Annotated in this window: 12 protein-coding genes; 7 read left to right on the top strand and 5 right to left on the bottom strand. The window is 60.3% G+C overall.

What is annotated here, in order from left to right; translation table 11 throughout:
• Window positions 1-22 precede the first annotated feature (22 nt).
• From glyS to KKP04_RS01060, 4 genes are all read right to left on the bottom strand, one after another.
• Entirely contained in the window at window positions 23-2,227 is a 2,205-nt protein-coding gene (gene glyS, locus KKP04_RS01075; RefSeq protein ID WP_215025290.1) for a glycine--tRNA ligase subunit beta, read from the bottom strand.
• A gap of 127 nt (window positions 2,228-2,354) precedes the next feature.
• Complete coding sequence (locus KKP04_RS01070; protein ID WP_215025286.1) at window positions 2,355-3,308, bottom strand: Bpu10I family restriction endonuclease; 954 nt, start codon at window positions 3,306-3,308, stop codon at window positions 2,355-2,357.
• 14 nt (window positions 3,309-3,322) lie between these two features.
• Window positions 3,323-4,642: a DNA cytosine methyltransferase gene (locus tag KKP04_RS01065; protein WP_215025283.1), complete on the bottom strand. Its 1,320-nt coding sequence runs from the start codon at window positions 4,640-4,642 to the stop codon at window positions 3,323-3,325.
• A gap of 226 nt (window positions 4,643-4,868) precedes the next feature.
• On the bottom strand, window positions 4,869-5,825 hold the full coding sequence (locus tag KKP04_RS01060; RefSeq protein WP_251133810.1) for a D-glycerate dehydrogenase: 957 nt from the start codon (window positions 5,823-5,825) through the stop codon (window positions 4,869-4,871).
• Window positions 5,826-6,001: 176 nt separating this feature from the next.
• Here KKP04_RS01060 and KKP04_RS01055 point away from each other — a divergent pair, with 176 nt between their 5' ends.
• From KKP04_RS01055 to KKP04_RS01035, 5 genes are all read left to right on the top strand, one after another.
• The gene (locus tag KKP04_RS01055; protein WP_215025278.1) at window positions 6,002-6,328 is read left to right on the top strand and encodes a type II toxin-antitoxin system RelE/ParE family toxin; all 327 of its coding nucleotides are present in this window, start codon (window positions 6,002-6,004) and stop codon (window positions 6,326-6,328) included.
• A gap of 1 nt (window position 6,329) precedes the next feature.
• Window positions 6,330-6,593 (top strand): hypothetical protein, encoded by a 264-nt coding sequence (locus KKP04_RS01050; protein ID WP_215025276.1) that lies wholly within the window; start codon window positions 6,330-6,332, stop codon window positions 6,591-6,593.
• Between the two features lie 126 nt (window positions 6,594-6,719).
• A complete protein-coding gene (locus KKP04_RS01045) occupies window positions 6,720-7,859 on the top strand; it encodes an NADH:flavin oxidoreductase/NADH oxidase (RefSeq protein ID WP_215025273.1) in 1,140 nt (379 codons plus the stop codon).
• 162 nt (window positions 7,860-8,021) lie between these two features.
• On the top strand, window positions 8,022-10,082 hold the full coding sequence (locus tag KKP04_RS01040; protein WP_215025270.1) for a M3 family metallopeptidase: 2,061 nt from the start codon (window positions 8,022-8,024) through the stop codon (window positions 10,080-10,082).
• A 200-nt stretch (window positions 10,083-10,282) separates the two neighbouring features.
• Complete coding sequence (locus KKP04_RS01035) at window positions 10,283-10,540, top strand: hypothetical protein (protein ID WP_215025267.1); 258 nt, start codon at window positions 10,283-10,285, stop codon at window positions 10,538-10,540.
• A 143-nt stretch (window positions 10,541-10,683) separates the two neighbouring features.
• Here the strand turns inward: KKP04_RS01035 and KKP04_RS01030 are convergent, their stop codons facing one another.
• Window positions 10,684-11,037, bottom strand: coding sequence for a DUF5335 domain-containing protein (locus KKP04_RS01030; protein ID WP_215025264.1), 354 nt, complete (start codon window positions 11,035-11,037; stop codon window positions 10,684-10,686).
• A gap of 200 nt (window positions 11,038-11,237) precedes the next feature.
• Between KKP04_RS01030 and KKP04_RS01025 the strand changes: the two genes are divergently transcribed.
• Together KKP04_RS01025 and KKP04_RS01020 are read left to right on the top strand one after the other, a co-directional pair.
• Window positions 11,238-12,479: a cyclopropane-fatty-acyl-phospholipid synthase family protein gene (locus KKP04_RS01025; protein WP_215025262.1), complete on the top strand. Its 1,242-nt coding sequence runs from the start codon at window positions 11,238-11,240 to the stop codon at window positions 12,477-12,479.
• Between the two features lie 92 nt (window positions 12,480-12,571).
• On the top strand, window positions 12,572-13,018 hold the full coding sequence (locus KKP04_RS01020; protein WP_215025259.1) for a host attachment protein: 447 nt from the start codon (window positions 12,572-12,574) through the stop codon (window positions 13,016-13,018).
• Window positions 13,019-13,043 lie beyond the last annotated feature (25 nt).

Raw genomic sequence — 13,043 nt, 5'->3', positions numbered from 1 at the left:
GGCATTCCCGGCCGCTTTTCTTTTATCCCTCGATCTTCGAGAAATCCGCGATGTCGAGCGTGAGCGCGCGGATCTGCGCCAGCAGCGTCAGCCGGTTCTCGCGGATGTCGGCGGCGTCGGCGTTCACCGTCACCTTGTCGAAGAAGGCGTCCACCGGCGCTCGGAGCTTCGCCAGCGCCGCCAGCGCCGCCTCGAAATCCTCGGTCGCGAGCGCGGCGCGGACGTCCTTGCCCACGGCCTTCACCGCCGAGGCGAGCGCCTTTTCTTCCTTTTCCTTCAGCAGCTTCGCCGCCGGTTCGCCGTCGAACGCGCGCGCGTCCTTCTTTTCCTCGATGCGCAGGATGTTCAGCGCGCGACGCACCAGCGCGAGCAGGCTCTTGCCGTCGTCGGTTTCGAGGAAGCGGCCCAGCGCCTCGACGCGGCGGACGACCATGAGCAGATCGTCCTGCCCCGGCAGCGCGAATACCGCGTCGATGAGGTCGTGCCGCGCACCCTGATCGCGAAGGTAGACCTTCAGGCGGTCTGCGAAAAACTCCAAGAGATCAAGAGCGCGATGATCCACCCGTCTTCCGTCGCCAAAGTTGCGATGAATGACAAAGTCAGCGTCCATGCCTGTAATCGTGGTTGCGCTGGGGTGTTCAGCCCTGAACTTCTCGGCAGCAGCAAGTCTGGCGCGGTTCGCGATTTCGTGCGGCTTTATGCTTTCTAGTGCAAAGCTTAATAGGGCCGCTAATTGCGACCGCAGCCCGTTCTCCAGCACAATGCGGATCACGCCCAGCGCCGCGCGGCGCAGCGCGAACGGGTCTTTCGAGCCGGTCGGCTTCTCGTCGATAGCCCAGAAGCCCACGAGCATATCGAGCTTGTCCGCGAGCGCGACCGCGACGGAAACCGGGTTCGTCGGCACGGCGTCGGACGGCCCTTGCGGCTTGTAATGCTCCGCGATGGCGTCAGCGACCGCCGGCTTCTCGCCTTGCGCGAGCGCGATGTACCGCCCGATGATGCCCTGAAGCTCGGGGAACTCGCCCACCGTCTCCGACATGAGGTCGGCCTTTGCGAGATGCGCCGCGCGCTCGGCGTCGTCCGGGTCCGCGCCGACGATGGGCGCTAGCTCGCGGGCGAGCGCCTTGATGCGCTCTACGCGCGCTAGTTGCGTGCCTTGCTTTTCATGGAACGTCACTTGGCCGAGCAGCGCCGTCAGCCCTTCGAGCGGGCGCTTGCGGTCGTTCTCCCAGAAGAATTTCGCGTCGGACAGGCGCGCGCGGATCACGCGCTCGTTGCCCGCGACAATGGCCTTGCCGCCGTCCACCGCTTCGAGATTGGAAACGAGAATGAAGCGGTTCGCCAGCTTGCCCGTCTTTGCCGAGCGCAGCGAAAAGCACTTCTGATGCGCCTTCATGGACGTCATCAGGATTTCTTCCGGAACGTCGAGGAAGCTTTCCTCGAATTGGCCGGAAAGGACCACGGGCCACTCGACGAGCCCCGCATTCTCAGCAAGCAGCCCGTGGTCTTCAACAAGAGCGAGCCCGGCATCCGAGGCGGCGTTGTGCGCGCCCTCAAGGATCGCCTTCGCCCGGTGTTCTCCTGCAACCACAACTTTAGCGTGTAGTAACGCGTCTGCATAGCCTGAAATACGGTCGACTTTCACAACCTTTGGTTGAGTTGCATTTTTGCCACTCAGGAAACGATGTCCGTGTGTGATGTCGCCGCTTCTGATGCCGTCCACCTCGAACACGACGGGCTTGTCATCGAACAGGCACAGGATCGAATGCAGCGGCCTGATCCAGCGCAGCCGCCCGTTGCCCCAGCGCATCGACTTCGGCCACGGAAACTTGCGGATGATCTCCGGCACCGCCTCCGCGATGATGTCGGCGGCGGCGCGGCCCGGCTTTTCACTCCGCGCGAGGTAGTAATCGCCCTTCGGGTCTTTCACCACCTGCGCTTCGTCGATGCTTGTAAGGCCCGCCGCTTTCACGAAGCCTTCCAGCGCCTTTGCGGGCGCGCTCGTTCGCGGCCCCTTGCGCTCCTCCACCGTCGCCGCCGACTGCGCGGGCACATCGTCCGCCATGAAAACGATGCGGCGCGGCCCCGACAAGGTGCGCGTGGCGCCGACGGTCAAGCCGCCCTTCGTGAGCGCTTCGGTCATGAGCTTCGCAAGATCGTCCGCCGCGCGCCCCTGAAGGCGGGCCGGGATTTCCTCGGAGAACAGTTCGATCAGGAGGTTCGGCATGGGGATGGCTTTCGTTTAGAGCGCTTTGTGTAGGCGGTTTCCGCCCGGAAAACGTTAAAACAAAACTCTAGTAGCTAATTCGATGGCGACATTTTGCAGAGTATCGAAGAAGAGGCTGTCTACGCCGCTATATTAACCATCCGCGCTCCAAGCCTTCATCAACGCCACCACCCCAAGGCTTAGAAAGGTGATCGCGCACCATTTCAAACAAATGACAGACTACCTCTGGGCTAAACGCTCGCTTTTCATAGTTACCGGCATATCTAAATTCCCTGTCAGTGTTCTTTTGGCGCCGGAAGACATATATTTGATCAACCTTAAATTTCTTCAAGTTTATATTTATTGTTAATTTAAGCCATTCCGCAACTACAATATACAAGGCGTTTGGATTGCGCTGTTTTAGCTGATCTGCAGCAACAGAGCTTCCTTCCAGCATCGTTTTGTCAAGATAGGTCTTACACTCTATTACGACAGCAGGTACCTCGAAAACGAATTCCTCAACGTCGCCGGCTCCGTCGCATTTGAAGTGGGACGCTACACTGGCTCCAATCACAAAATCATGATCCTTTGTCTCAACACGAACGTTCGGCCTAACTAACATATTCTCATATCCAGCGGAAAAGAAAAACATATCCTTAAATGTGTGCGCCTTCCCCAACAAAGGACGTCCAGGGAAACTCGCAACTAGATCGCGAAACAGGAAATAAATAAATTCTTCCAAAACCGAACTGTGTAAGTTTGAGCGACTATCGAAACACTCAGCAATATCTTGTCGATCAATGAAGTCTTTATACGACGTGAGTAAATCGACCCGCTTTGTTATAATTTCAAAATCATCACGCGTTACTTCTAGATGCGGCCCCTCCAAGCGCGCATTTTCCTCCTTCCAAAGGTTGTATTGCTTGCGGACTTCAAGAAGCAGCTTCCTACTCACGCTGTCGCGATACTTTGTTCTATGGCGTTCTTTCTGCTCCAGATTCTGACCATGCACGAATACCCCTCGGACGCGAAGGGCGGGCTCTTCTGTGTCGATCTGGATGTCGCCTCGCGGCTCCTGATCATCAAAAAAATCGTCAGCCATTGTGAATTTCCACTTTACCGCAGATAGTTACGAAGCTGCATTGCTAAATTATATGCAAGTAACGGTGGAACAGCATTACCAATTTGATTGTATTGACAAAGATGCAGTTCCTCCTCTCGCTTCTCGCGAGCCAGCAGCTTCGTACTTACCACCGTGGGCTTACCCATGAATTTGTACCAATCTGGAAATGATTGGAGGCGAGCGCCTTCGCGTGGAGTGAAGTTACGATGCTGGAAAGGGTGGATAAAATTAGCATAAAAGCTCGCCGGGATCGTGTGACACGGCCTATCGGGATGCATTCGACGATTATTTTGAGAGTATACTTTCCCCGATATTGCAGAATAATCGCCTCTTTTACGAGCCTGATGTTCGTCCGGCGCATGCATTCCAGATTGGCCGCATTTAACATGGGAAAAACGCTCCACCAAACGCGCACTATGCTTCATAGCCATATGGTTGAAGGTTTCGCTTCTTCCGGCACGCAACATGCGCTGGTATTCGTTGGTAGCAGGAGCTTCGTGCGATAGATACTCAGCACCTTCCCGGGCATTAACATTTGGCAAATCGCTAATAGCCTCCCACGTGGTCACGTAAGGAATCAAATCGTCCGCGCTGCCAAATAGATTTGGGTGAGGATCGAGGGGAACACCATGCGTTGGCGCAGGAAAAGTCCACGCACGTGACTTCGTGCCCGCCACAACTAGCCTAGGACGGATTTGGGGTACGCCATAGGACTGCGCCTCAATTACGCGCCATGCGACAACGTATCCTAACGATTCTAATTCGGACGCTATAATTTCTATAACAGGCCGCTTGCACTGCGCCTTTCGCCCGAGCAAACCCGGAACATTTTCGAGGAGCACCGCCTCAGGCTTGACCAGATCTACCGCGCGAACAAACTCTCGAAAGAGTGAATTACGTGGATCTTTTGGGTCGCCGGCCTTCATATTCGCGATCGAGAAGCCTTGGCAGGGGGGGCCTCCAACGATTACGTTGCTGCCCTCGCATGCATGCTTAAGTTCGTTGTCAGACAGGCGCGTCAGATCAGCCTGTATAACGTGGGAGTTACGGTGATTCTCGCGGAGAGTGTCGCAAGCCCAAGCATCGATCTCGATCGCAGTCTTGATCTTAAACCCAGCAGCTTCAAAGCCTAAGCTAAATCCTCCCGCACCCGCGAACAGGTCTGAAACGACGGGGGTTTTTCCTCCCGAACGAAAAGGTAGCTGGAACAAATCTTCCGACACTGCAATGCGTCGAAAATCCCACGCTTCGCCGGATTCCATGCGACCGTTCAGATCCACAAAATCCTGCCTTTTAGCGCTAACCGAGAGCATTCTTCCGCCACTCCAAATCGTGATCTGAGTCGCAAGCCTACCAGAAGAGAGAGTTCATTAATCGAAATTGACCCAGAATTAACAGGCAACTTCTGGTGCCCCCAGTGCAGTGAGTTTCACATTGATTCACACACCGCTGGTGGCACCGTCATGAAATCTAAAATTTGAAACCGAACTAAAATCAATTAGTTACAAGTGCTCTTGAACTGGTTTGTGCGCCAGAGCTCTAGACGAGCGCGGTAGGCGGTTCGCGCCCCGCGAGAACAGCGTCGATGTTGTCGAGGGCGTCGCGGCCCATCTCGTCGCGCGCCTCGATGACGGAGGTGCCCATGTGCGGCAGAAGGAACGCGTTTTCGAGGTCGTAATAGCCGGGATGAATGTTCGGCTCGTTTGCGTAGACGTCGAGGCCGATATGCGCGATGTGGCCGGACTTCACCGCCGCTATGAGGTCGTCGTCAACCACGAGGTCGCCGCGCGCGATGTTGGTGACGATGGCGCCCGGCTTCAGCTTCGCGAGCGCGGCGGCATTGATCGAGGCGCGCGTTTCGGGTGTGGACGGCGCGGCGATGCAAAGGATGTCGGTCACGGCAAGCAGGCTGTCGAGCGTCGCATGGTAGGTCGCGCCGAGCGCGTCGTCGAGCGGGCGCCGGTTGAAATAATGGATGTCCATGTCGAAGCCGCGCGCGCGTTTGGCGATGGCCTGCCCGATCTTGCCCATGCCGTAAATGCCGAGGCGCTTGCCGTCGAGCCGCCGCCCGATGAGCTGCATCGGCTGCCAGCCGTGCCACGCCTTCGCGCGCAGCAGCCGCTCGCCCTCGCTCGCGCGCCGGGCCGCGCCAAGGATCAGCAGGAAGCCGATCTCCGCCGTCGCCACCGTCACGGCGTCGGGCGTGTAGACAACGCGGATGCCGCGCGCCTTCGCGGCTTGCAGGTCGATGTGCTCATGGCCGACGGAATAGGTGGCGATGACCTTCACGGACGGGTCGAGCCTGGCGATCACGTCCGCCCCGAACCTGTCCGCCAGCGCCACGAGCAGCGCGTCCTTGCCTGCCGCGCGCGCGACGAGTTCGCCCGGCGTGAACGGCACGTCGGCCTCGTTCAGGTCGAGGTCGTAATCGCGCCGCGCCCGCTCGATGGTGACCGGGCTCAGCACGCGCGTCATGAGGAGTTTGGGTTTGGTCAAAATGTTGCGAGCCTCAGGTGACGTCATCAGGTGACTTTAAAAGTCATTTTCGCTTTGAATCGCGCGCCGCGCCTCGATTGGCAAGGCGAATTTGTCGATCCGAGAGCCATGTGGTTCGTGACAGGGGTGCAAAAAACTGGAAAGGTCCAGCTTTCTCGCGCAGGTGCCGAGGGCCTATGATAACGATCCGGCGATATCTAACGAGAAGCGGCGGAATCCCCGTGACGGAATGGCTGGACGGGCTTCGCGATCGCAAGGCGAAAACCGCAATCATGGCCCGGATTTTCCGTCTTGAACAAGGCATTGAAGGTGACTTCAAAAAGCTTGGGGGCGGTTTGTCAGAGCTTCGTGTCTTTGTCGGCCCGGGCTATCGCGTATATTATGCAAAGGAAGGTTCGACCTTCGTCCTTCTGCTTTGTGGCGGAGACAAATCGACCCAGAACACCGATATTGAGAGGGCGCGACGGTATCTTGCCGATTGGCGGGAAAGAGAAGGTGATTAACATGCGCGATGTATCAAACCGCGAAGCAATGATTGAGGCTTTCCGGAAAGACCCGGATCTTGCGGTGGAAATAGTTGCTCACCTTTTGGAGGCGGGCGACGTTGAGGCCGCTCTTTCTGCACTAAACACATTATTCGCTTCGTTGGGCGACAAAACAGAAAATGTTCAACGTCCGACGCCGCTTTCCGGAAGCGCTACCGTCGTGGAAGTCGCCGCGACTCTGCGAGCCATGGGGCTCCGGCTTTCGGTCCAGCCTCTCCACTGAGCGCGTCTCGTGTGACGCAAGTGTGAGAGGCCGTGTTGCACCTTCTGGCGCGCCACTAGTTCACAAATCTCGAACAATGCCCACATCTGCCCCGAAGAGCATTGTCATGCGAGAAAGGATCGCATCATGACGGATCATAGCAGCCAGCGCTCGGGGCGGGCCGACACGCGGCAGGACGTCGGCATCCCCGAAGTCGATCTCCTGACGCCGCTCACGCTTCGCGGCGTGACGTTCCGCAACCGCATCGCCGTGTCGCCCATGTGCCAGTATTCGGCGCGGGACGGCTTCGCGAACGACTGGCACCTCGTCCATCTCGGAAGCCGCGCGAGCGGCGGCGCGGGCCTCGTGATCGCGGAGGCGACGGCGGTCACGCCGGAGGGGCGCATCTCGCCCTACGATCTCGGCCTCTGGTCGGACGATCACGTCGAGCCGCTCGCACGCATCGCGCGCTTCATCGAAAGTCAGGGCGCGGTGCCGGGCATCCAGATCGCGCATGCAGGCCGCAAGGCGAGCGTGGACGCGCCTTGGAACGGCGGCAAGGCACTTCCGCCCGAGCAAGGCGGCTGGCGGCCCGTCGCGCCGAGCGCGGTTCCGTTCGGCCCTGAAAGCCCTGTGCCGACGGCCCTCTCCGAAGAAGGCATCGCGCATGTGATAGGCGCGTTTGAAGACGCTGCGCGGCGCGCTCTCAAGGCGGGCTTCAAGGTCATCGAAATCCACGGCGCGCATGGCTATCTGCTGCACGAATTCCTGTCGCCGTTGTCGAACCAGCGGACGGACCAATGGGGCGGCAGCTTCGAGAACCGCGCGCGGCTGACGCTCACGGTCGCGGAACGGCTGCGTGCGATCGTGCCGGACGACCTGCCGCTCTTCGTGCGCATCTCCGCGACCGACTGGGTGCCGGGCGGATGGGACGACACGCAATCGGTCGAACTGGCGAAGCATCTGAAGCGCATCGGCGTGGACCTGATCGACGTATCGACCGGCGGCCTCACGCCCACCGCGCAGATCCCGGTGGCGAAGGGCTATCAGGTGCCGTTCGCGCGGCGCGTCCGCGAGGAAGCGGACATCCGCACGGGCGCGGTGGGCCTCATCACCGAAACGCAACAGGCGAACGACATCATCACCGGCGGCGATGCCAATATTGTGCTGATCGCCCGCGAATTCCTGCGCGACCCGTATTTCGCGCTGCGTGCCGAGAGCGAACTGAACGGCGGGGAGAAGAGTTGGCCGCTGCAATACGGTTATGCCGTGAAGCGCCGCTCGTAGACATGTCGGCCCGGGCGGCCAAAAAGCTTCGATGCGGTCAGGCTTCAGGCGGCAGCATCGCTTCCGGGCGAGCGCGGTCGCGGATTATCTCGCGACTTGTCCCAACGGTCGCCAAGGACCAAATCCGCTCGTGAACGACGACTTTGGCCGAAAGGATAGCGAGTGACTTCACCGAACATTCTCCTTCAGGACTGGGACACTCCTTTCGGCCTTCCGCCCTTTCAAGCAATCCGCGACGAAGATTTCATGCCCGCCTTCGAGGACGCGATGCGAACCCACCGCGCGGAGATCGAGACCATCGCGAATGACGAGAACGAGCCCACTTTCTCGAACACCGTGGAGGCGCTGGAACGCGCCGGGCGCGCGCTGACCAAGGTGGCGAACGTCTTCTTCAACTTGTCATCGGCCGACACGAACGACGCGCGGCAGGCAATCGAGCGCGACATCGGCCCGAAGCTCGCCAAGCACTCGACGGCGATCTACACGGATCCGAAGCTCTTCGAGCGCATCGACGCGCTGGCGGCGCGGGCGGACGCGCTCGGGCTCGACGGCGAGCAGTGCCGCCTTCTGGAGCGCTATCACAAGCGGTTCATCCGCGCGGGCGCCAGGCTCGACGCGGCGGGCAAGGCGCGCCTGACGGACATCAACGCCCGGCTGTCGCAGCTCCACACGGCGTTCTCGCAAAATGTGCTTGCGGCTGAGAAGGCTTTCCAGCTCGTGCTCGACGGCGAGGCGGATCTCTCGGGCCTGCCCGATTTCGTGCGCGAAGGAGCGGCGATGGCGGCGGAGGAACGCGGCCTCCCCGGCAAGCACGTCATCACGCTGTCACGGGCGAGCATCGAACCGTTCCTCGAATTCTCCACGCGCCGCGACCTGCGCGAGAGGGCCTACCGCGCCTACGTTGCGCGCGGCGAAGGTGGCGATGGCGCGCCGGACAACATGCCGCTGATCCGCGAAATCCTTGCGCTGCGCGCCGAGCTTGCGACGCTGCTCGGCTTTTCGACCTACGCCGCCTATCAGATAGACGATGCCATGGCGAAAACGCCCGCCATCGCCCGCGACCTTCTGGAAAAGGTGTGGGCCGGGGCAAAACGTCGCGCCGATGCGGAAGCGGGCGCGCTCACTGCGCTTGCCCAGGCCGAGGGGCATAACGAGCCTCTCGCCGCGTGGGACTGGCACCATTACGCCGAGAAACAACGCAAGGCCGAGTTCGACATCGACGGCGCTGCACTGAAGCCCTATTTCGAGCTTGATGCGATGATCGCGGCGGCCTTCGAGACGGCCCACCGGCTGTTCGGCCTCAGCTTCGAAGAGCGGCGCGATGTGCCGGTCTATCACCCGGACGTGCGCGCCTGGACGGTGAAGGATCACGACGGCAAGCCCATCGCGCTGTTCGTCGGCGACTATTTCGCGCGGCCCTCGAAGCGCAGCGGCGCGTGGATGAGCGATTTCCGCGAGCAATCCCGCCTTGACGGCGAGGTGCTGCCCATCATCGTCAACGTGCTGAACTTCACCAAGGGCGGCGATGGCAAGCCCTCGCTCCTGAGCCTCGACGACGTGCGCACGCTCTTTCACGAGTTTGGCCACGGCCTGCACGGCATGCTGTCGAACGTCACCTATCCAGGGCTCTCCGGCACGAGCGTCGACCGCGATTTCGTGGAACTGCCCTCGCAGCTTTACGAAAACTGGGCGCTTCAGCCTGAAATTCTCAACCGCTTCGCCCGCCATGTCGAGTCGGGCGAGCCGCTTCCGCAGGCCGTCGTCGACAAGCTGCACGCGGCGCGGAAGTTCAACCAGGGCTTCACCACGGCGGAATATACCGCATCGGCGCTGTACGATCTCGCGATCCACGAAGCCGACTGCCCGGGCGATATCGACCCGGCGGCGTTCGAGACCGAGCTTCGCGCCAACCTCGGCGTGTCGGACGCCATTGCGCTGCGCCATCGCCCGCCGCATTTTCAGCATATCTTCGCGGGCGGCGGCTACGCGGCGGGCTATTATACCTATCTGTGGGCGGAGGTGATGGAAGCCGACGCTTTCGATGCGTTCCGGGAGGCAGGCGACGCATTCGCTCCTGACGTGGCGGAACGGCTTCACCGTTTCGTCTATTCGAGCGGCGGCACGTTGAAACCGGACGAAGCCTATCGGGCCTTTCGCGGACGCGACCCCGAAGTCGCGCCGCTTCTGGAGAAGCGCGGCCTCGTGCAAGGGGGCAGCGCCTGAGACGATGCGCTTTTCGTCCCGCCGGGTGATGCGTCTATGCGACAAGGTGCGAGAAAGCCCGCTGTCGTAAACGCTTCTTGCGGGGCTGCCCGAAACAAGCCGGATTTTCTTGGCTTGTGCGTCGTGGTTCAAACAGCTATCAGGTTTTCGCCGGTGGATCGCTCTGTCGCCGGGCAACGGGTCGAGGTCGCTGACTCAAGATGAAAAGGCTTTTGTGCTCATTCGCAATTGTTGCCGCGCTCGCCAGCCCGGCGCGCGCCGCGACGTGCTCGGACGGCATGGTGGTGATCGACCAGATGACCCAGATCCTCCAGCTATCGGAAACCGAGCAGACGAACATCTCGGCGCTTCTGTCCAGGGCAAGGCTTGAGGACGAGCGGGGCCATCAGCGGTCCTGCAAGGTCATCCTCGCGGACGCCATCCGCTTCTTCCTCATCAAGACCGTGCTCGACGACTAGTGGGGCTTAAACGGCGGCCCACGAGAAAGTGCGAAGGGGAGTTTGATGCCCGCCCCCCGCGCATTTCAGCATGAGTGCTGCCATGCGAAGACTTTTGCACAGCAGCTTGAAGCAGTCGAACGCAGGCCCCTCGCAAGGCCGCGCTATTGGTCGCCCGGCAGCAGCAGATCGGGCATATTCAGGCGCGGCTTGAACGAGATCGAGGTCACGGCCTTGTCTTCGCCGAGCACTTCGAGCGAAACCAGTTCCGCGCCCTCAACCGCGACCGAAAGATCCGTAGGCTTGTGAATGCGATGCTCGAGAGAGCCCGCGTCGATGGCGATGTCGTCGTTTTTCGGGTCGTAACTCACCCCGCGGAAATCGACGTTATCCACCTGGATCTGCGCGCCGATATCGGCGCGGTCGACCTCGATCGTGACTTTATAAGCGCCCTCTGAACGGGAGATGTGATCGAGAAGAGGCTGCCAGTCGCGTTTTTCCAGCGTAAGGTTCTGCATTGTTGCGGCCTGTTTCCTGATTGAATTCTTAATTGTCACCTGCACTTATTACAATCGCCTTGATAAGGCGCAAATCAATATACCAATCGGCGGGAACATTGTCCTTGCCCGATTTTTTGAAGGCGTGAGTTAAACCGGCTCACGCACTTCGCCGCGATAGTAAAAATCGGATGCGTGGCCGAAAATGCGAGTTTGCAGCGATGGTCCACGAGATTACTCATCCGGCCGAATATCGGCGTGCGGCGCCATCCTGGCCGCTCTGGCAGGCTTTTGAGGCCGTTGTGCGTGAGGGAAGCCTGCGCGTGCGGGATTGCCGTGGCGAGGTCCGCGTTTTCGGCGACCGCGAAGGAAAGCCGCTTGCTTTGCGCTTTGCGACCGGCAAGGCGCAGAGGGCGTTCCTCATGGATCCGCAGCTTGGCTTCGCGGAAGGGTGGATGGACAACGCCATCGAGATCGAATCTGGGACGCTCTACGACCTTCTGGCGCTGTTCGCGAAAAACCTGACCCGCAAGGACTTCCCGTTCTGGATGCGAACCGGGGACAAGTTTCGCCGCATGACGCGCTTCGGGCGGCAATGGAACGGCGCTACAAGCGCAAAGCGTAATGTCAGCAGACACTACGATCTGCCGGGCGCGCTGTACGAGCTGTTTCTCGACAAGGACCGCCAGTATTCCTGCGCCTATTTCGAAACGGGCGACGAACCCCTCGACGAGGCGCAAATCGCAAAGAAGCGGCATATCGCGAAGAAGCTCTGTCTTTCGCCCCGCCAGCGCGTGCTCGACATCGGCTGCGGCTGGGGCGGCCTCGCGCTGCATCTCGCCCGCGAGCGGGGGGCGCGCGTGGTCGGCATCACGTTGAGCGAGGAGCAGGAAGCCTACGCGAAGAAAAGGATCGAGGCGGGCGAGGCGGGAGCGGGCAGCGTGGATTTCCGCCTCGTGGACTATCGAAGCATCGATGAGAAATTCGACCGCATCGTTTCGGTCGGCATGTTCGAGCATGTCGGCATGCCGAACTACAGGACATTCTTCCGCAAGGTGGAAGACTGCCTCGAAGACGATGGCATTGCGCTGCTGCACACCATCGGGCGGCTGTCCGGCCCAGGACATACCAATGCTTTCATCGCGAAGTACATCTTCCCCGGCGGCTACATCCCTGCGCTGAGTGAGATTGTGCCAGCCGTCGAGAAGTCGGGTCTGCTGATCACCGATGTCGAGGTGTTGCGGCTGCATTACGCCGACACGCTCGCGATCTGGCGGAAGAACTTCGAAAGGAACCGGAGCAAGGCATCTGCGATGCTGTCCGAGCGCTTCTGCCGGATGTGGGAGTATTATCTCGCGGGCTGCGAAGTGAGCTTCCGTTATTACGATCTTTGCGTGTTTCAGATCCAGCTTGCGAAAAGGATCGAAACGGTCCCGAAGACGCGCGCCTATCTCTGCCCTTGAGAGCGACCACTCAGATCGGGCACCGACGCGGCGTCAAGGGATTGTTGAGACGGGCGGGCGACCATGTCTCCCTTGTCCCGGAGTACCCACACATGAAGCCCATTCGAACCTATATCCTGATTGCGGACGGCGCGCGGGCGCGCCTTCTCCTGTCTGAGGGGCGCGCAAAAGCCCTCACCGAGGTACCCAACTCGGACGAGCGCCAGACGCTCAAGCCCGACCACGAGCTTGAAAGGGACCGGCCGGGCCGTGTGCACGAGTCCGCGAACGTGTCGCGGCACGCTATCGAGCGTCCCGATCTTCATCAGGTGGCGAAGGGCAAATTCGCAGCCGCGCTCGCGGCGAAACTCGACAAGCAGCTGGAGAACAAGGAATTCGACCGCCTCCTCATCGTGGCCGCGCCGGAAACGCTGGGCGTGATCCGAGCCGCGTTGAGCGAAAAGCTGCGCGCCGTTGTCCTCGGCGAAGTGCCAAAAGATATCACCAAGGTTCCTAATGGAAGCGTACGGGAGTATATTGGCGACGAGTTCCCGATCTGAAGAACGCGCATTCGCGGCCGGGCAA

It is taken from the genome of Rhodomicrobium sp. Az07 (genome assembly GCF_018619475.1).
Classification (GTDB): domain Bacteria; phylum Pseudomonadota; class Alphaproteobacteria; order Rhizobiales; family Rhodomicrobiaceae; genus Rhodomicrobium.
This window is presented reverse-complemented; position numbering and strand designations above follow the sequence as displayed.